General features: G+C 55.3%; 22 protein-coding genes and 2 pseudogenes. 9 read left to right on the top strand and 15 right to left on the bottom strand.

Features of this window, described 5'->3' with window-relative positions:
* Positions 1-203, top strand: a pseudogene (locus DES54_RS17320) (IS630 family transposase); the annotation flags it as partial.
* A gap of 15 nt (positions 204-218) precedes the next feature.
* Here DES54_RS17320 and DES54_RS17315 read toward each other — a convergent pair.
* The 3 genes from DES54_RS17315 to DES54_RS17310 all read right to left on the bottom strand — a co-directional run bounded on the left by DES54_RS17315 (position 219) and on the right by DES54_RS17310 (position 2673).
* Entirely contained in the window at positions 219-1574 is a 1356-nt protein-coding gene (locus DES54_RS17315) for an AAA family ATPase (protein WP_205680243.1), read from the bottom strand.
* The gene (locus tag DES54_RS18705; protein ID WP_205680242.1) at positions 1575-1742 is read right to left on the bottom strand and encodes an AAA family ATPase; all 168 of its coding nucleotides are present in this window, start codon (positions 1740-1742) and stop codon (positions 1575-1577) included.
* Between the two features lie 205 nt (positions 1743-1947).
* Entirely contained in the window at positions 1948-2673 is a 726-nt protein-coding gene (locus DES54_RS17310) for a recombinase family protein (RefSeq protein WP_113869504.1), read from the bottom strand.
* A gap of 323 nt (positions 2674-2996) precedes the next feature.
* On the opposite strand from DES54_RS17310, the gene DES54_RS17305 reads away from it, so the two are divergent.
* The 6 genes from DES54_RS17305 to DES54_RS17285 are packed head-to-tail and all read left to right on the top strand — an operon-like array spanning position 2997 to position 4609.
* Positions 2997-3248 (top strand): type II TA system antitoxin, ParD family, encoded by a 252-nt coding sequence (locus tag DES54_RS17305; RefSeq protein ID WP_113869502.1) that lies wholly within the window; start codon positions 2997-2999, stop codon positions 3246-3248.
* On the top strand, positions 3245-3562 hold the full coding sequence (locus DES54_RS17300; protein WP_113869500.1) for a type II toxin-antitoxin system RelE/ParE family toxin: 318 nt from the start codon (positions 3245-3247) through the stop codon (positions 3560-3562). Before DES54_RS17305 ends, DES54_RS17300 begins: the two co-directional genes overlap by 4 nt.
* Before the next feature lie 3 nt (positions 3563-3565).
* Positions 3566-3829, top strand: a complete 264-nt coding sequence (locus tag DES54_RS17295; protein WP_113869498.1) for a hypothetical protein — start codon at positions 3566-3568, stop codon at positions 3827-3829.
* On the top strand, positions 3826-4002 hold the full coding sequence (locus DES54_RS18640; RefSeq protein WP_169050433.1) for a hypothetical protein: 177 nt from the start codon (positions 3826-3828) through the stop codon (positions 4000-4002). The genes DES54_RS17295 and DES54_RS18640 overlap by 4 nt, the downstream gene beginning before the upstream one ends.
* Before the next feature lie 17 nt (positions 4003-4019).
* The gene (locus DES54_RS17290) at positions 4020-4298 is read left to right on the top strand and encodes a DNA -binding domain-containing protein (RefSeq protein WP_113869496.1); all 279 of its coding nucleotides are present in this window, start codon (positions 4020-4022) and stop codon (positions 4296-4298) included.
* An 11-nt stretch (positions 4299-4309) separates the two neighbouring features.
* The gene (locus DES54_RS17285) at positions 4310-4609 is read left to right on the top strand and encodes a helix-turn-helix domain-containing protein (RefSeq protein ID WP_169050432.1); all 300 of its coding nucleotides are present in this window, start codon (positions 4310-4312) and stop codon (positions 4607-4609) included.
* A gap of 86 nt (positions 4610-4695) precedes the next feature.
* On the opposite strand, the gene DES54_RS17280 is transcribed toward DES54_RS17285, so the two are convergent.
* The 5 genes and pseudogenes from DES54_RS17280 to trbJ all read right to left on the bottom strand — a co-directional run bounded on the left by DES54_RS17280 (position 4696) and on the right by trbJ (position 7458).
* Positions 4696-4953, bottom strand: a complete 258-nt coding sequence (locus DES54_RS17280; RefSeq protein ID WP_113869492.1) for a hypothetical protein — start codon at positions 4951-4953, stop codon at positions 4696-4698.
* Positions 4954-4965: 12 nt separating this feature from the next.
* On the bottom strand, positions 4966-5211 hold the full coding sequence (locus tag DES54_RS17275; protein ID WP_113869491.1) for a type I toxin-antitoxin system ptaRNA1 family toxin: 246 nt from the start codon (positions 5209-5211) through the stop codon (positions 4966-4968).
* 66 nt (positions 5212-5277) lie between these two features.
* Positions 5278-6504, bottom strand: coding sequence for a P-type conjugative transfer protein TrbL (trbL, locus tag DES54_RS17270; protein WP_113869489.1), 1227 nt, complete (start codon positions 6502-6504; stop codon positions 5278-5280).
* Entirely contained in the window at positions 6501-6731 is a 231-nt protein-coding gene (trbK, locus tag DES54_RS17265) for an entry exclusion lipoprotein TrbK (RefSeq protein ID WP_113869487.1), read from the bottom strand. The genes trbL and trbK (DES54_RS17265) overlap by 4 nt, the downstream gene beginning before the upstream one ends.
* Positions 6732-6743: 12 nt before the next feature.
* Positions 6744-7458: pseudogene (trbJ, locus tag DES54_RS17260) on the bottom strand (P-type conjugative transfer protein TrbJ).
* 787 nt (positions 7459-8245) lie between these two features.
* Here trbJ and trbK (DES54_RS17255) point away from each other — a divergent pair.
* Complete coding sequence (gene trbK / locus DES54_RS17255) at positions 8246-8497, top strand: entry exclusion lipoprotein TrbK (protein WP_205680241.1); 252 nt, start codon at positions 8246-8248, stop codon at positions 8495-8497.
* A 674-nt stretch (positions 8498-9171) separates the two neighbouring features.
* On the opposite strand, the gene DES54_RS17250 is transcribed toward trbK (DES54_RS17255), so the two are convergent.
* The 3 genes from DES54_RS17250 to DES54_RS17240 are packed head-to-tail and all read right to left on the bottom strand — an operon-like array spanning position 9172 to position 11017.
* Entirely contained in the window at positions 9172-9924 is a 753-nt protein-coding gene (locus tag DES54_RS17250; RefSeq protein ID WP_113869483.1) for an ABC transporter ATPase, read from the bottom strand.
* Positions 9911-10789: a helicase RepA family protein gene (locus DES54_RS17245; RefSeq protein ID WP_113869481.1), complete on the bottom strand. Its 879-nt coding sequence runs from the start codon at positions 10787-10789 to the stop codon at positions 9911-9913. The genes DES54_RS17250 and DES54_RS17245 overlap by 14 nt, the downstream gene beginning before the upstream one ends.
* Before the next feature lie 3 nt (positions 10790-10792).
* A complete protein-coding gene (locus DES54_RS17240; protein WP_113869479.1) occupies positions 10793-11017 on the bottom strand; it encodes a helix-turn-helix transcriptional regulator in 225 nt (74 codons plus the stop codon).
* Positions 11018-11102: 85 nt separating this feature from the next.
* On the opposite strand from DES54_RS17240, the gene DES54_RS17235 reads away from it, so the two are divergent.
* On the top strand, positions 11103-12083 hold the full coding sequence (locus DES54_RS17235) for a LuxR family transcriptional regulator (RefSeq protein ID WP_113869477.1): 981 nt from the start codon (positions 11103-11105) through the stop codon (positions 12081-12083).
* A gap of 398 nt (positions 12084-12481) precedes the next feature.
* On the opposite strand, the gene DES54_RS17230 is transcribed toward DES54_RS17235, so the two are convergent.
* The 4 genes from DES54_RS17230 to DES54_RS17210 all read right to left on the bottom strand — a co-directional run bounded on the left by DES54_RS17230 (position 12482) and on the right by DES54_RS17210 (position 16597).
* On the bottom strand, positions 12482-13690 hold the full coding sequence (locus DES54_RS17230) for a tyrosine-type recombinase/integrase (protein WP_113869475.1): 1209 nt from the start codon (positions 13688-13690) through the stop codon (positions 12482-12484).
* A gap of 890 nt (positions 13691-14580) precedes the next feature.
* Complete coding sequence (locus DES54_RS17225) at positions 14581-14868, bottom strand: type II toxin-antitoxin system RelE/ParE family toxin (RefSeq protein WP_113869473.1); 288 nt, start codon at positions 14866-14868, stop codon at positions 14581-14583.
* Positions 14855-15154, bottom strand: coding sequence for a type II toxin-antitoxin system RelB/DinJ family antitoxin (locus DES54_RS17220; protein WP_113869471.1), 300 nt, complete (start codon positions 15152-15154; stop codon positions 14855-14857). The genes DES54_RS17225 and DES54_RS17220 overlap by 14 nt, the downstream gene beginning before the upstream one ends.
* Positions 15155-15685: 531 nt before the next feature.
* Positions 15686-16597 carry a hypothetical protein gene (locus DES54_RS17210; protein ID WP_170132587.1) on the bottom strand — a complete coding sequence of 304 codons (912 nt, stop codon included), beginning with the start codon at positions 16595-16597 and terminating at the stop codon, positions 15686-15688.
* Positions 16598-16721: the final 124 nt, after the last annotated feature.

The following is a 16721-nucleotide window of genomic DNA, read 5'->3' as shown; positions in this document are numbered from 1 at the left end:
AGAATCCGAAGTTTCGTGTTATTTATCAGCCGGTTTACTCGCCCTGGGTAAATCATGTTGAACGGCTGTGGCAGGCGCTGCACGAAACGATAACCCGAAACCTCCAGTGCCGCTCAATGTGGCAGTTACTGAAAAAAGTGCGTCACTTTATGAATACTGTCAGCCCATTCCCCGGTGGGAATCATGGGTTGGTAAAAATGTAGCGATATTAGGATCAGTTATTTAGGATGCTGAAATAGCCGCTTAACGCCACGAATAACATCTATGGCAGGCTCGATATCATGGGTCAGCATGAGGACGGTTGTATCGCGAAGGCTTGCCTTACCTCTAAACAACTCATTCAAAATAGCGAATTTCTTCGTCTTGTCAAAGCTTGAGACGGGATCATCCAAGACTGCCAGTCCAGGTTTTTCCCTCAAAACCTGATACATGAATAGTATAAGAGCGAAGGCATTCCTTTCTCCATAGCTTAGATGCTGTGCGGCCGTTTCAATATGCTCATCGTGATCTTGATGCACCAGTTTCATCTTGTAAGAGTCGACTTCAGCTTTGATAACGACGCTGTACTTATAACCAGCCGACTTCAAGAAACCATTGATGCCATCTTGATTTTCTGTGACAGTTTTCTCAATCAGCTTTTTGTGCTTGTTGATTTTACCCTTCAGGTCTCCCACCTTATCTGCCAGTTCTTGGAGCTTTGCATTTATGGGATCAACAACAGATTTAGTCCCCGCCGAATTAAGTCTCTCAAGCAAGCCGAGGTCGATTTTCAGCTTACCAATTTCGTCTTCTATTTTTTCGACGTCCCGAAGCGCAAAAAATGAGATGGAACGCAACCCTTCGGGTTTGGTGATAAGCGTTTCAACGTCACCCCTAAGCGCGCTCAAAAAATTTGTTTCTTCCAGAGAAAGCTCAATTTTTGATTTTGTTATTTTCTCCAATCTCTCACGGCAAGCATCATAAAAATATTTTCCCAATCTTCCAATTATTGCCTGTAACACACTTAAATGCTCTATGGCTTTTGAGTCATATTCCTTGGCAACTGATTGCGCTACGTTCTTCTTATCAGTTCCCTGAAAACTTGAAGAGCAATAGGGACAGTTATCTGACAATTCTAAAAATGAATTCCCTTTTGTCTGCCAAGCTATCCACGTTGCTGGCTGGTCGCTCTTAATAAAGTCCTCGAATGACTTGAGGTGATCTGGAATATTCGCAATTTTATTTCCGGAGCCAAATGCTTTGTAGCCTTTGCTTGACTTAGAAAGCGCTCCTGTCTTCGTAACTCCGAATGCATCACGAAGCTCTTTCAGATCAGATATGGCGTTGCTCAAGTCTTCATTGCCATCAAACGCCGATCTTATTCCATGGAATAGAGTTTCTATTTCCTGCATGGCAGAAAGAAAAGCATCGGTTTTTATGAAAATTTCAAAACTATTTTTTAGAACTTCATCCCGCTGAAAAGTAAATTGGGAAACATAGGAATCGTCAAAGACCAATACTGATTTTATGTCTTCGACACCCGTTACGGTCGGATCATATTGCCCCTCAAGCGCACGATATTTAAAGGGCTTCAATCACTGGACTGTGCCGTCGTCGGCCACTGCCGCCAGAATTGCTTTTGCAATTGAGCTTTTGCCCAATCCATTCGGCCCATATTTTATGTTTAGCGTGCCCTTGGTGATCGAAATTTCAGCACTTTCGATGCTGTTGCAGTTTTTTATTTGAACAGTATACGCAGTCATGCCCGCCCCTCCCCAGAGTCAATTAGAACATCTATAGATTATGAATTTTATTCACAATTGGAAATAATGTACATCGTGCACTTTGGGGCCTTTGATCGGCGTGCCAACTCGGTTTTTGCCCATTCGATAACCTGCCTCATCTCTTGGCGTAGCGCCTCAATCTCAGCCGGCGTCAGCTCTCGCACGTGCAGTTCGTGGTCGTTCGTCATGATTGCGCGTCCCTGTGGTTGGCGGCAGCCAAGGCGTCCCTTTCGGTCAAAGCGCCTTCCTGAAAAGCCCCCATGCGCTCCGCTTCAGCCCGACTGACTTCAGCCCATATCCGTTTCACTTGCGCCTGGCTATAGCCGGCAAGCTCGGCCGTCCTGTTGATGCTGTGGCCGGAGCGGCGCAATGCGATCACTTGGGCACGGCGCTTCGGATCGGCACGGCGTCCCCGGTACTTGCCTGCCCCCTTAGCCAGCTCAATCCCCTGCCTCAGACGTTCGCGGCGATCTTCATAATCGTCGCGGGCCATCTGCAAGGCCAGTTTCAAAAGCATGTCCTGAACCGATTCCAGCACGATCTTGGCGACTCCGTGCGCGTCGGCAGCCAACTCGGACAGGTCTACAACACCAGGAACGGCTAGACGTGCGCCCTTGGCCCGGATCGCGGCAACCAGGCGCTCAGCTTCGGCCAGCGGCAACCGGCTGATGCGGTCGATCTTCTCCGCAATGACCACTTCGCCGGGCTGTAGGTCCGCAACCATGCGCAGCAACTCGGGACGGTCGGGGCGTGCGCCGGATGCCTTCTCACGGTAGACGCCGGCGACGTAGTAACCGGCCGCCCGCGCGCCCTCGATGAGGCTTTCCTGGCGTTCCAGGTCCTGCGCGTCAGTGCTGACGCGCAAATAGACGCGGGCGACCTTGAGGACAGGGGCGTCGTCAAACCTCATCGGCTCGGCCGGCGTCCTGTCACGGAGCTGCTCGAAGCGCTCGGCTTCGGCATCGGTCAGCCCGCCCGCCTGGCGTGCGATCCCGGCCAGCATCGAACCGACACGCCGTGCGTTCCTTGTGCTCAAGATGGCTCCTTTGGGTATAGGTTAATGCGCCCATGGTAGCTCACCAGGCTCAATTTCGAAAGCCGGATTTATATGCGCCTAGCGCATTTCCCCGGATCTAATGAGCTATCAAGACAATTTCAGCGCCCCTGGCAGACAGTGGCTTCCCGCCTACATATATGCTAATGTGGGTTTGTGTAATCTGCGGAGCTTATCTTATGAGTCGCCTGACAATCGACATAACGGACCAGCAGCACCAAAGCCTCAAGGCTCTGGCCGCCTTGCAGGGGAAGACCATCAAGCAATACGCCTTGGAACGCCTGTTTCCTGGTGATGCGGACGCCGAGCAGGCATGGCAGGAGCTGAAAAACCTGCTGCGCACGCGCGTCAGCGACGGGCTAGCCGGCAAGGTGTCCACCAAGAGCGTCGGAGAAATTCTCAATGAGGAACTTGACGGGGACCGCGCTTGACGGCCTACGTCCTAACGACCGAAGCCGAAGCCGATCTACGCGGCATCATCCGTTACACGCGGAAGGAGTGGGGCGCGGCCCAGGTGCGACGCTATATCGCCAAGTTGGAACATGGGATTGCCGCCCTCGCTGACGGACACCTCCCCTTCAAGGACATGAGCGAAATCTACCCGGCGCTGCGGATGGCCCGCTGTGAACATCACTACGTCTTTTGCCTGCCGCGCGAAGATGCGGCAGCATTGATCGTGGCGATTTTGCATGAGCGAATGGACCTCCTGACGCGGCTGTCGGCTAGGCTCAACCAGGAGGATTAGACGATGGCAAAGATGCTCCGCATGTCGATACCCGTCGATGCGGAGTTGAAAGCGGCTTTTCTCGCTGCCTGCCGCAAAAACGGATGCAGCGGCGCGGAAGTGATCCGCTTCGCCATGCAAACGGTGGTGGATGCCTCCCGCGATCCCGACGCCTTCCGCATCCAGCTCGCGACCGACACCGCCGAGCCTGCGCCGTTTTCCACGCGCGAGCGGATGCATCAGACGGTGCGCCGCTCGGTGGCGGAGATTTTCCAGGTGGCGGCATGATGGACGGACACGAGCACCGCCACCAGGCACGGGAGAGCTTCACGAATGACGCGCTGCGGGCCTGGAAGGATTACCGGCTCAACAGCCGGCATTTGACGCTGGCCGAGGTCAAGGTATGGCTAAAAACCTGGGGTACGCCAGGGGAAACAGCCATACCGACCCCACACACCTGACGAACCGGAGACAGGCTATGCCCGAGGTCGATCCTGACGTTGCCGACGAAGTGCCGTGGTCCGACAGGATCACCCCTTACGACGAGGCCCATTTTGTCACCTATATGCGGCTTCTCGACGCTGAGGCAGACGGCGCGAACTGGCAGGAAGTCGCCCAAATCGTGCAGCACCGTGACCCTGTGGCAGAACCGGAGCGCACCCGCCATTGCTGGGAAGATCATCTAAGGCGGGCAAAATGGATGACGGAGAGCGGCTATCGGAAAATACTCACCGGCGACCGCGACAGACTGCAATAAAGGGAGGCCACATGCTTCAGAAATCTATCTTATCCGTGCCAGACCAGGGCGATATTGAGTTTTTCAGAAGCAGCGGCAATGTCTACGCCGATCTCGACATACCCGACGCCGAGGGGATGCTGGCTAAGTCGCGCCTAATCATGCAACTGAACGACGCTATCAAGGCACGGCAATGGTCCAGAAAACAGGCGGCCGCCGTGGTGGGCCTGTCAACGTCTGCGCTTTCGCGAGTGCTACGCGGCCAGTTCCGCGCCTACCAGGTCGATGACGTGGCCGGCTGGTTCAACAAGGCCAGGGACGCGGCGAAATGAGCTGGGACACACGTGGAGAAGACAAGGCGAAATAACAAGGGCGGCACACTGGCCGCCCTTGTTGTCGGGATACCTTGAAGGGAAGATTAGCGGCGGCTGCGATTGTGGAAAGGCCAGCCTTGTAGCTTTGAAAGCTGGTCAGCGGTTCCGATCAGACGTTGCCCGGTTGGCTGCATGACGGTCTGCTGTATGCGTTCCATCTTGTCCGCGATCGCCGTGGCCTGGGGCCCGAAACCCAATGCCCAGATGAGACGGCCGAGGAAATAAAACCCGAGCATGACGACGAACATCAGTGCCCAGAAGATCAGCAGATCAGAGAATGATTGCGGGGGGAAAAAGTCCATAAAGCCTCCGATTTATTGAAAACGGCCGTTGTGAGCACTCAGAACGTTCTGAATCTGAGTCCTGGCTTTCAGGAAGTCATCGCGTGTCGCGAGGCCCGTTTCGGCCTGGTAGAACAGCACCATGAACATATTGGCCGTGGCTTCGGCCAGCGGCCCTAGCTCTCGCGCGGTTGCCTGGTCGAGCCAGTCGATAGCGTTCAATTCCGCTGCCGCGTGATGAACGACTTGGGAAAATCCGTTAGGATATACAGTTGCCATTTTTCACCTCTCTCACAGGTGGATAGTGGAAGTGTCGGCCGGCGTTGCATCGTCGGCCGACGCGCTTTAGGTCGCCTGCGGCCGGTTTACGAACGCTGCGACCTCATCATTGCCGGCGTCTGCCGGCGCATTGTCATTCGAGTTGGAAGGGCTGTTGTCAGCGGTCGAGCTGCTGGCCGCCTTGATCGTCGCAGCGAGCTTGCCGCCGGCGGTTTCCGCAATCCGGCTCTTGGCCGCGTCGGCCATGCTGCTGGCCTTGGCTGAGGCCATCGAGCCGATGCCTTTGGCGAGGTTGGCGACCGTGCCTTTCGCGATCTGGCCGGCTTTTCCGCCACCAGAGGAACTACCACCACCAGAGCTACCGCCGCTGCCATCGGCGGCTTGAGCGGCCGCCATGCCTGCACCTACAACCGCGCCAGCTCCGAAGTTACCGAGACCACCGGCCGCGCCAACGCCGCCGCCGATGATGATGCCGGAGATCAGAGGCGGCACCCGGTTAATGAGCAACAGCAGCGCCAGGCAGAAAACCAGCATCACGCCCATTTCTTCAAAGTTGAGCGTGCCCTTGCCCATCTTGTCGTAAAACCCGGTCAGCATGTCGTTGCCGATCCCGACCAGAGCGACCATGACAAGCAGGTTGACGCCAACCCCGAGGACGGTCTTGTAGTAGTTGATCGCCATATCAGAGGTCCAGCGCGAGCCGCCGAAGCCGAGGAAGAAGATTCCCAGGTACATCAGGCACCAGGAGGACACCAGAACAAGCAGCATATTGACTGCAATGGTGGCGAGCAGCAGCAGGATTCCGATGCTAAGAATTGCCCCGATGACGGTATCAACCGGACTCCACAGGGACGAATTCTTGACGTGCTGCTGAAAGATCATAAAGCCCACATCGACGATGCCGGAGGGCGTCACGGACGATATGCCGGTGGCTTTCGATCCGAGTTGCTGCAACGACTGAATAATCGCAGATGCGATTTCTGGCCCGTCTCGCAGCAGCCAAAGGTAGAAGCCGAAAAACAGGATGAAGCGCACGAACTCCGCGAAGAACTCGCCAACATCGGCCCTTTTCATGACCAGTGTGCCGCCCGTCCATACCAGGGAAATCGTACCCAGGGTCCAGAAAAGCCACGTCGCGGCATCCATGATGACCGTTTTCCAGCTCGATGCCTTGCTGGCGAATTCCGTCACCACCTGGTCAAGCATGCCCTGATTGGTCAGCTCGGCCGAGGCACCCGTTGAGAACAATGCGAAGGCCAGGCCGACGCTAAGGGCGAACGCCATTCGTTTCATGGTTTCACCTCCAGCCAGTTCTTGGGATTCTCGGTCGGTGCAATCACCGACCGGCGGGAGCACGCGCCGGCGAACTGCTCGCGCGTTGGCCGATCCTCGATTTTCTGGATGCGGTCGGGCGCGCAGTTTGCCGCGTTCACCTCGGGCATTTGGACCGGCTGCTTGTTATCGCAGCCGGCGACCAATGCGACGAGAACGGCGGTCAAGAGGACCGTTGATTTCTTCATGTTCTGGCCCTCCTACGGCTTCACTTGCAGCCAGTTTTTCGGGTTGGGAGTCTTCCCGATCCTGGGTTCCGTCGATGCCTTATGCGCGGCTTCCTGTTGCGCCTCACGGTCGGTTTGGGCCTGCAACTGCGCACCGATGGCGTTTTGCTGCGCGAGAAGCAGGCCACGGATTTGCAAGAGCTGGTTAGACTGCTGGCTGGCGATCTGGTTGGCGTAGCCGATGGCTTCCATCTGCCCTTTTGCGCCCTGCGCCTGCGATTGCAGCCATTCGAGCTGGCGCGCATCCGACTTTAGATTTTCCTGCTGATCTTTGATGCCCTTGAACAGCGCATCATTTGCAGCCTTTTGCGACTGTGAAGCCAAGGCGCGGGTCTTTTCCAGCGCGGCGCGTTCGGCGTCAGAGCAGCCGGTCGAGGTGAAGCACGGCGAGGATTTGTAGTAGGACACGTCCTGGAACTTGCCCAGGTAAGCGCAGGCTGCCGGCCTGATTGGTGAGGTTATTCAGGGTGTCGATGGACTGCATCAATCCGTTGATGGTGGACTGTGCCTGATCCCAAATGTAGGCGGCGGGCGCGACCGTGTTTTGCAGCATGTTTTCGTACTGCTGCAACTGCGTTGCGTATTGCTCGATTTGCTTCTGGACCTGCGCGACCTGTTGAATCGCGGTGACGGTCGTTTGCGACAGGTTGGGTCCGTCAATGACCGGGATGCCGGCATGCGCGGGCATTGAGACGACGCCAAAGGTCACGACGATGGAGAGAGCGATTTTAGCCGCTAAATTTTGCGGCCTCGCAGTGAGTAGCTCTCGCCTGTTGCTCAGGGAGCTGTTTGTTTTTGCGTGCATTGCGTTGACCTCCATCAGTCACTTTCGAATGTGTGCCTGATATTGCCCTGCAATGCGGAATCATATCGACCTAATAATTGGCAAAAATGGTTGACATGAGAAATAGTTCTTCAAAGGTGCAGGGACTACAGATTGCTAGGCGCTGCTTAGCCGGCAACGTTTTTCGTTCTCCTCCATCTCGCTTGCTGTAATCAGCCGAACTTCACGAGCCGGCGGTAGCCGGCAAGCCTCGCAGAGCAGGATTCCCGTTGAGTGCCCCCGGCGCGAATAAGGGACAGTGAAGTTAGCTAATCGGCTCCGCCGATTAGCTAACTTCACCTATCCTGCCCGCCTTACGGCGTTGTTTACACCAAGGAAAGTTATGGTTGCGTTTTGTGGATTCCTCTGTAAACGCCGAGCCGAACGTGTGTACGCGTCAAATGCACGGCATTACAGGAAAACACAGAGTTTCCTGCCAATTTCCGCGCGAATTCCTAGACATTTCCCCGCGATTTCCACACGCTGTTTGCAGATGCAGCCGATCCGAATTCGAAGTTGCAGGAGCGAGCGCTGCGGACCGCTGGGAACAATCTCTCTGGATTGGAATGTTGTTTGGACGCCGAGGAATTGGGTTTTAGCCGCTAAAGAACGGTGGCTGCCCTGTTCTGCGCAATGAGGAGGTCCGGCTATCATGCCGCCTCCGATATCTCGTATGGAGGCAGAAGTGATGGTGTTGAAGGGGCTTGTGGTTGGCGTGCTGATAGGATCAGTGTTGGTCGGTTGCGGTGACGATGCCAGCGCCGATAAGCAGTACGACGTGAGCGACGAAACATGCAAAGCGGATTATTGGAAAACCTTGCCGGCAGGCAAGTCGCGCGACGACCTGGTCGCGCAATGCTTGCGCCGTGGCGAATACAAGCACTCAGAGCCGAAAACCTGGTAAAGCGGCCTGGGCCGGCTCGACTCGACTTCCGCACCTGAAGACCGGAACTGTCAACGAACGGCCTGTGTGAACGCAGAAAAGCCCATATTTTCCGTGCTTTCGCATTTCCATGTTCTTGATTTGTATCGACTTCATTGACACTTGAGGGGCCGCCTCTCGCGGAAAGAAGAATAATAATATTCTTACCGATATCAGGCCGCCGGTTCACTCCGTGCGGACCAGTCGCAACCGGCGCCAGCCTGAAAACGCGCTGTGCGTCCCGTGGTGAGATTTTCCGGTCATAAGGCTACAAACCCCCATTGCCTAGCCGCTTTTGATGGCCTCCTGGCCGCCCTGTGCGCTCTGGAAGGGGCATTTGATCTGAACGCCCCCTATTGCGTCCACATTGAGCGGATGTGGGACGCTTTATGTAGCGAAACCGGCAAACCGACGTTTTAGGTTGAACGCCAGGAGGAGATGTAGGCGCACCCGGCAGTTGATCCCTTTTCTTGGCGTACAACCATCGGCCAACGGCCGACCGGCAAGGCCGGACCGCGCATCAAGCGCGGGCTGTGCCGCGCAGGATCTGAATATCCTGAATATCCAGCTAACTCCGGGCGGGTGTGCCACGTTTCGGGCGACTGTGCCACGCTATCGGGCGGGTGTGCCACGCCATCGGGCGGCTGTGCCACGCTTTAGGTGTTGCCTGCGCCCTTCTTCCTGATGCGGTCGCCGTCAATCGCAAGCCCAATCTGCCGTAATTTTTCAGCATCCTCTTTGAGCCTTCGACGAGCATCGCGCATGGTTTGACTTGAGGCTTCCCCGGTTACTGCCACGATAATGGTGTCCAGATACCATCCGCCAGTCGGCTCGACTTTGTGGCTGAAGACGTGCCTTGCGACGGCTTGGCTGATGCCATGCTGTAGGCGAGCAATAGGGGCCGGGTCGTAGTACAAGCTCAAATCATGTTCGAGCAGCATCACAAGCGCAACACCAAGCCGCACCCGCCAGAGGCTCCGCTCTCCCCCCGTCAGGGGATCGGGACGTGTCATGGGCGAAGGGATAACATGGTCAATCAATCCGCCGATGATTGGAAAATCGAATTGCGGGGTCTCGATTGTGATCGTCGCGGTGCGTAATTCAACCAACAGCTTTTCGATCTGCGTAAAGCTGTACCGGCTGTCAGACAGTGTCTTTCGCACACGGGCGGGGTCCACCAGAAGCTCAACGCCACCATCTGAGATATCGCGCCGACGTTCAGCGCAGTACAAGACTGCCTCGACAATATCGGCGTGCCGCTGCCCTAACCTACCGGTGACGCGGCAGCGCCCGAAAGACGTGTCCACCCAAATTCCTTCGCGCAGGCGTGGGCGCTGACTAGGCTGATAGAGCATCACCCGTGCCTGCGCGCTCGTACTGGTAGGGGTCACGGCATTACCACCGCTCATCGTCCCTCCCATTCACGACGTGCAGGCTGCTCTCCTTCTTCACGTCCACTAGCTCTACCGGCCGCAACACGCCGCCGGCGTGCCTCAAATACCAGCGATCAAGTTCGGTGGCGTCGTAGTTCTGTTTGGATACGCCGAAGCGCACGAAGTAGCCGCGCCGCTCGTTGCCGATGGGCTGCCGCTCATAGACGCGATCACTCAGACGCTTGGCCTCATCCGCGGTCATCTTCGCCACGAAGCCACACCAGCGGGCATTGTCGATTAGAGCTGACGCGCCTCTCGCGGCCTGCTGCTGATCGGCCAGGCCCTCGCGGGCGCTACCTTTGCTGACGTGGTGCAGGTACAGGACTGATGCGCCGGTGCTGGCCGCGACGTACTCAAGGGTGGCGACAAGACGCGCCATGTCGCCGTTGCTGTTCTCATCCAAGCCGTGAATCCGACTCAAAGTATCGAGCACAATCAGCCGAGCACCAGCGCTAGTCTCAATTAGACGGGCCAACTCTGATTCTTTCATCACGTCCATGCGTTGCCCCATGATCGGCATAACGCTCAGGTTCTCCGCGATGGCTTCCCGAGCCTGCTGATCAAGGTACTTGCCAATAGCGTGAACTCGGCACACAAGCGCCGCCGGCGGGTCTTCTCCAGCCAGGTAGATCACGCGGCCAGCGTGCTGTGGGTTGAAGCCCACAAGGTCACCACCCGCAACGCTGCATGCAATGGACATTGCCGCTTCCAGCGCCCAAAAGCTCTTGCCAGTGGATCCAGGCGCTACCAGCGCTCCAACTGTTCCCGCAAGGAAGCCAGGCCATATGAAGTCAAGCACAGGCGGCTCATTCTCGAAGGCCGCCCGCAAATCAATGGACACAATTTAGCCCCCCATTCCGGGGCGACGGGCCTGGATGCCCGACAACTTGCGGGCCTCAATCCATTCCTCGACGTCCGCCAAATCCCACACGACATTTCGGCTAGTGAGCGCAATCCGGCGGGGGAATTCTCCCCGTTGCTCCAGGTTGTAAATCGTGCGCTCGCACAGCGGGATCATCGCCAGTAGTTTTTTCTTGTTAATGAGGGTTTTGTTCATCGCTGCCTGCATGCATTGACCTCCGTCAGACACTTTCTAATGTGTGCCTGATCATGCCTTGCAACGCGGTATTGCATCAGCCTAATAATTGGCGATAATGGTTGACATGAAAAATAAATCGACCATAACGGTTTGGGACGGATGCGACCCTACAGTCTCAGAAGCCATTGGTCAGCTTCAGGATCGCTGGCACCCGTACTCCAGGTATTCAAAGCGCTATTCCATAGTTCGACTAATACAGGAGCTGATCGACCCCGCCGTGGCCGCGTATACGGCGACGCTGCCGCATCGCTACTTGTGCCACCTGCCAGGTGCAGGAACAGGCGTGAGCTTTAGCGAGATTATTCGGTTGGTCGGGCTTGACGCGATGGTTCGCCTACAGCGGCAGTTGCTGCGACAGTTCATTAAAACGGAGAACAAGGGGACGGCCAGAGACGAGCGGTTTATAGCGACGCAGGAAACGTTGATCGAGTTGGTATGGGACTGTGCCTGCAAGCGGCCGGCAAAGTCCCGAGTACGCACCACACGCCTGAATGGCGAACGCCGTCAAAGCTTTTGCAGGTTCTGTGGTTCACTCACCGAACTCGCCTTGTACGCTGACGGGAGCGACACCCCGAAGGCCAATGATCTGGAAGAAGAACTTCGACTGAGCAGCCAATACTGCCTGGATCACCGACCAAGGTTGCCAAGTGGCACATGGAATCCCGCCTACCGGCAAGCGAAGCGATCAGTCGCTCAGTTCGATCTCGAATTGGCCAGGCTTAGCCAGCAAAGCGCAAAGCCCGCCACTCCCCAAGTTAAATCGGGGGATCAACTGGTTGATAGCTACGTCTTTCACTACGTGGCGGGTCAATGCTTACAACCGGCAGACACAGTCGAACTCCGCAATCAAGCGCGGCAAATGGTGGACGCAAAACTGTCTGACCGTAAAAAGCAGATGCTGATGCTCCAATGGTCAGGACACAATCAGTCGGAGATTGCACGAAGGCTGGGCATCGAACGCCAGGCCGCCTCTAAGGCAATTGCCGCAATCCCCGAGAGGTTTCACCTGAAACCAACGAAGCGACATGGCCGGTAAATCCTTTGCGACCTGGACCTTTTTGCTCGTGTGGAAATCACGGGGAACTGTCGAGGAATTCACGCGGAAATTGGCAGGAAACCTCCGATTTTTCTTGTAATTCCGTGCATTAGACGCGTACACACGTTCGGCTCGGCGTTTACAGAGAAATCCACAGAACGCGACCAGAACTTTCCTTGGTGTAAACAACGCCGTGAGGCGGGCAGGATGTGTGAAGTAGGCCCACCCGCAAGCGGGTGTTCCTTCTTCACTGTCCCTTATTCGCGCCGGGGGCACTCAACGGGAATCCTGCTCTGCGAGGCTGGCCGGCTACCGCCGGCTAAAGAGGTTGAACGATGGAGTTTTTTAGCGGCTAAAACTGCGTGGGTAAGAAAAGTCCTCCACGCTCCCATCCAAATTCACGGTTTCAGGCTTGGCTTCTTGAGCGTCCATTCGTCAATCATGTCCGCCCAATCCTGAAGCATCGCCGTACGCTGCTCACGGTACTCGGCCTTGTTGTAGACGGCCCTGACGCCTCTCTGCTCGTGCGCCAGGCACTTTTCGATCCAGTCCGTGTTGTAGCCGGCCTCATGCAGCAGCGTGCTGGCCGTTCGCCGCAAGTCATGTGGACCGAACTTGGCGAGCGATTTTCCCTCTTTCTGCGCCAGTCGGTACGTCAGCATTAGCACCTGGTTGAGCGTGGCGCTGCTCATAGGCAGGTCCGAGTCATACCGCGACGGAAGCACGTACTCCGATCCTCCGGCAAAGGTCTTGAGGGCAATAAAAATGTCCAGCGCCTGCCGGGACAGGAACACCAGGTGCGGATTGCGTCGCTTCATCCGCTCCTTCGGGATCGTCCAAAGCGCCTGGCTGAAGTTGATCTCGCTCCAGGTCGCGTTGGTCAACTCGCTCTTACGTACCATCGTTAGCAGCAACAGCTTGGCTGCCGCCCGGATGGAAGGCGTCGTGCCGATACGCTCCATGTACTGGTACATCAAACCGATTTCATCGGGCGTCAGCGCACGGTCGCGTGGCTCGAACTTGGCGATGGTCGTAGGACGTACCAGATTGGCCGGGTTCTCAACCTTTTGGCCGCGCTCGATGGCCCAACGATAAACCTGCAATACAATCTCGCGGGAATGCACTGCCGTTGCCGGTGCGCCTCGCTCCACGATGGCATCGGTCAGCGTCCGCAAGTCTTCGTGGGTGATCTCCGCCAGTTTCTGATTGCCGAATTTCGGCTTCAGTTCACGCTCGAAGACAGAGCGGCGCATGTCACGCGTGGATTCGGCCATCTGATAGCCGCGCAGCCACTTTTCGGCCCAGGCGCCGAACGTCTCTGCATCCTTGACGCGAGCCTTGTCCCGCGCCTTTTCCTTCGCGGGCGATTTCCCCGCAGCAATCATCTTCTTCGCTTCGCCCAGCTGCTCACGGGCTTCTGCGAGGGTGATCCCACCAATACCGTAGCGGCCGAAGGTGATGGTCTCCTGCCTGCCATGGATCGAGTAGTTGTAGCGGAACGAGATCGACCCGGTAGGCGTCACGGCTACATAGAGGCCGTCACGGTCGTTCACCTTATAGAGTTTGTCCTGTGGCTTGAGGTTGCGCAGCTTGGTATCGGTCAGCATGGGTTGGGTAGCTCTCCACGTCAAAATACCATGCTCAGAACACCCGTAATTTCCCCATATAAATTCATATAGATCAACGAGTTAAACAAATTTGATACCATGCCTCACTAACTTTGAGTGACATGGTATCAACTGCCAAGCATGGCATCAGGTTCATTCGATACCCTCTACCATGCCATAAAAAAATGATGCTTGGCTATGCGAAAGTTTGCCAGACAGTGCCGCACAAAAAATCAAAAAATCCCGCATTTACGCGGACTTAGGTGCTCTTTTTGCTATCTGGTGCCGGACTGTACTAGACGTCCGATCACTCCATCAATAAGATCAAAGATCTCCTGCCGTGGAACCTTATAATACCTGCCGAATAAGCGTCAATACGTCACTGAGTTGACGCTTACTTTTAAGTCAGGAATTGTGGTTTATAAAAGACATAAAAGTGATACTTTTAGTGAATTTATTTCGGATTTTATAAACTAATCTAGCCAGCTACTGAGTACCCTTCCAGTTTAGCTAATGCCTCAGTGCGCGTTGCGCGCCATATCTAGAAAACCACCGCTCTCTAAGAAAAGATGCGTCAACAAAATATTTGCCCGACACATTGGAAGCGGCTTCAATTATCTGTAATTAGTTTCCCGCTGCGGGCTCGGGTGAGCCAACTAACTAAATCCTCGACTAGGTAGGGATGGAAATGGCCGTGCATGACCTGCTCAAGTTCGGTCGCAGGCAAGCCGATCACGGCAGTTGCCTGTTCCGCGACCATTGCCGCGACTAAATAACCTGTCCGAGCTGCGCGACAAGCTGCGCCTTGGCACGTATTGCTTCGGCGTTAGGAAATTCAAGATCGGCATAAACATTGCCACCGCCGTGACGGATCTCGATAGTCCTGCCTCTTACTCCTGAACTGGCGGCCATTGCTGCGCTGCGTGCAGTACGCGCAGGATGCGCACGGTAAAAGGGTCTTCCATGTAAACAACAATGTAGTTTGCCCGGACGACCATTTCCCGAGTACCCTCAATCCGACCAGGCCGGTAGAGCCTCGGATGCTCTGGCAGCTTCGCGGCTTTGGCCTCGATCTCGTCTTTCAGCCATTGTGCGGCGTCGGGATTGTCGTCCGAGATGTAATCGACAATCGCCAATAGATCGGCTCGGGCCGGCTGCGACCATTCAAGCTCGGGCACGGCGCTTCCTATCGATCAGGGCTTGCGCCTCGTCCATTACCTGCTGATGTGCTACACCCGGCCGGTCATCGGCCAGAGCCTCATGCACCTTGGCTCGGAACCATTTTTCATGGGCTTCCGGGTCGACGGTCAGGCCCGCCGGCAATCCGCCTTCCTTGGTAACGCGGGTTAGGAATATCCGCACAGCATCAGAGACGGACAGCCCAACGTTGGCGAGTTTTTCGGTCGCATCGGCCTTCAGCTTGTCGTCTACACGGATGTGCAGCATGGATGTTTGAGCAGCCATCGTAATTCTCCTAGTGCCAGACTAGCCTTCATTATGTATCTCATTCGAGATACAGTCAAGAGCCACCTACTCCGCTCCGGTCGTGCTGAATCTGTCTTGGTCTGTCGCAAAAATCCTACGGGGGTGCGGACGAAAACTTGGACTACTTTGGAGGTAGTCCATGTATTCATACAAAGATCGCATTTGAGCGGTTAGGCTCTACATCAGACTCGGTAAATGTACCGTAGCTACGCTTCGTCAGTTGGGTTTCCCGTCAAAGAATGCACTCAAAAGCTGGCATCGAGAATATGAACAATCTCATCATTTACCGACGCGCTATGTGCGTTCGCGGCTGAAATACGACCGAACAGAAGACGGTGGCCGTGGAGCACTACTTGACCCATGGTTGCAGCCTGCTTAGCACTCGCAGAGCTCTTGGGTACCCCTGCAGCGACGTACTCCGACGCTGGATTGACGAACTGCACCCCGGTAGGCACCGAATGTTCACGAGTACTAAAAGCCATGGCCGACTTCAGGCCACTAACTACATAATCAGGCTTGTTTTTCTAGCAGACCAAAGCGTCCATTTCCTTCGAGGCCAGTAAACGTATCAATCCGGGCCAGGTTGCGGATGGCAGTAGGTGGATCAGAGTTTTCGATCACGATAAACTGCACCTCGTTCTCCAACCTGGCGAGGTGCTTGTGAAAATGTTCTGCGAGACCGGTTTTCTTGAGCGCTTTCTCATCGTCGGACAACTCTCCATATCGAGAGATCATCGGTTCACGATAAGTTAGCAGCGGAGTGTCGAGAACGAGGAATCCAGGGTGGGGAAGATTATTCTTGATGCAGAAAATGATGATAGCAACATTGAATGCGGCATGGAGAACTGCCCTAACACCTTTGCCGTTGGCAGCACGAGGCTTACCAGCAACCGTGATATCCAGGGTTTTCTCGCCGAACTGCACCTTGTCGGCATCAGGGAAGTGCCATGCGGTTAACACCGCCTTCACCGTCTCTCCGAATTTGAATAATGTAGTTGAGTCTGGCCCAGCCGATGGAACATCGCTTTTGAATTTGGTTGGTTCGGCGTCGATTTCAGCTCGTCGGGAAAACAGCCGTGCGCGACGTTTATAGAGGTCGAGGATTTTTATAATCTCGACGCGCTTCAAGGCGTATGTCTCATAACTCTTTCGTAGAGAGGCTTCATGTGGACGCGCTTTCTCAATTTCATGGCGAAGTCTGTCGATTTCGTTTTCTTTCTGACTGATAATCCGACGTAGACCTCCTACTTCAGCTTCAAGAGAAGTGATGGTTTGCACCAGTTCACGCTGTTCGCGCTCAATCTTGCGAGACTCAGCGGCAGCAGCTTTATGTACCATCGCAATCTCTTCAGCTGCATGATTGTGTTTTTGGGCATAGGGCGGGGCGCCACAGACTGGACAATCCATGTCGGCCATCGCCACGTGTAGTGGTCAACTAAAACTGGCCACGGGTTTAGAGTTTTTCCAGAATCGATTTTCCGATTCGTTTGGGGGTAATCCACCGTTATAGTCGTGTGGTCTGATCGTGCTGTAATATCCCACGATA

The sequence above is a fragment of the Brenneria salicis ATCC 15712 = DSM 30166 genome, assembly GCF_003315515.1.
Taxonomy (GTDB): Bacteria; Pseudomonadota; Gammaproteobacteria; order Enterobacterales; family Enterobacteriaceae; genus Brenneria; species Brenneria salicis.
The sequence above is the reverse complement of the archived record's forward strand: the minus strand, read 5'-3'. Positions and strand labels throughout refer to the sequence as shown.

Excerpts from the sequence above, each read along its gene's own strand:
- DES54_RS17280 (WP_113869492.1), bottom strand. The coding sequence starts at position 4,953 with ATGGACTTTTTCCCCCCGCAATCATTCTCTGATCTGCTGATCTTCTGG.
- DES54_RS17285 (WP_169050432.1), top strand. The coding sequence starts at position 4,310 with ATGCTTCAGAAATCTATCTTATCCGTGCCAGACCAGGGCGATATTGAG.
- DES54_RS17290 (WP_113869496.1), top strand. The coding sequence starts at position 4,020 with ATGCCCGAGGTCGATCCTGACGTTGCCGACGAAGTGCCGTGGTCCGAC.
- trbK (WP_205680241.1), top strand. The coding sequence starts at position 8,246 with ATGCCGCCTCCGATATCTCGTATGGAGGCAGAAGTGATGGTGTTGAAG.
- DES54_RS17220 (WP_113869471.1), bottom strand. The coding sequence starts at position 15,154 with ATGGCTGCTCAAACATCCATGCTGCACATCCGTGTAGACGACAAGCTG.
- trbK (WP_113869487.1), bottom strand. The coding sequence starts at position 6,731 with ATGAAGAAATCAACGGTCCTCTTGACCGCCGTTCTCGTCGCATTGGTC.
- DES54_RS17235 (WP_113869477.1), top strand. The coding sequence starts at position 11,103 with ATGGTTGACATGAAAAATAAATCGACCATAACGGTTTGGGACGGATGC.
- trbL (WP_113869489.1), bottom strand. The coding sequence starts at position 6,504 with ATGAAACGAATGGCGTTCGCCCTTAGCGTCGGCCTGGCCTTCGCATTG.
- DES54_RS17250 (WP_113869483.1), bottom strand. The coding sequence starts at position 9,924 with ATGAGCGGTGGTAATGCCGTGACCCCTACCAGTACGAGCGCGCAGGCA.
- DES54_RS17295 (WP_113869498.1), top strand. The coding sequence starts at position 3,566 with ATGGCAAAGATGCTCCGCATGTCGATACCCGTCGATGCGGAGTTGAAA.
- DES54_RS17230 (WP_113869475.1), bottom strand. The coding sequence starts at position 13,690 with ATGCTGACCGATACCAAGCTGCGCAACCTCAAGCCACAGGACAAACTC.
- DES54_RS17275 (WP_113869491.1), bottom strand. The coding sequence starts at position 5,211 with ATGGCAACTGTATATCCTAACGGATTTTCCCAAGTCGTTCATCACGCG.
- DES54_RS17310 (WP_113869504.1), bottom strand. The coding sequence starts at position 2,673 with ATGAGGTTTGACGACGCCCCTGTCCTCAAGGTCGCCCGCGTCTATTTG.
- DES54_RS18705 (WP_205680242.1), bottom strand. The coding sequence starts at position 1,742 with ATGACTGCGTATACTGTTCAAATAAAAAACTGCAACAGCATCGAAAGT.
- DES54_RS17305 (WP_113869502.1), top strand. The coding sequence starts at position 2,997 with ATGAGTCGCCTGACAATCGACATAACGGACCAGCAGCACCAAAGCCTC.
- DES54_RS18640 (WP_169050433.1), top strand. The coding sequence starts at position 3,826 with ATGATGGACGGACACGAGCACCGCCACCAGGCACGGGAGAGCTTCACG.
- DES54_RS17240 (WP_113869479.1), bottom strand. The coding sequence starts at position 11,017 with ATGCAGGCAGCGATGAACAAAACCCTCATTAACAAGAAAAAACTACTG.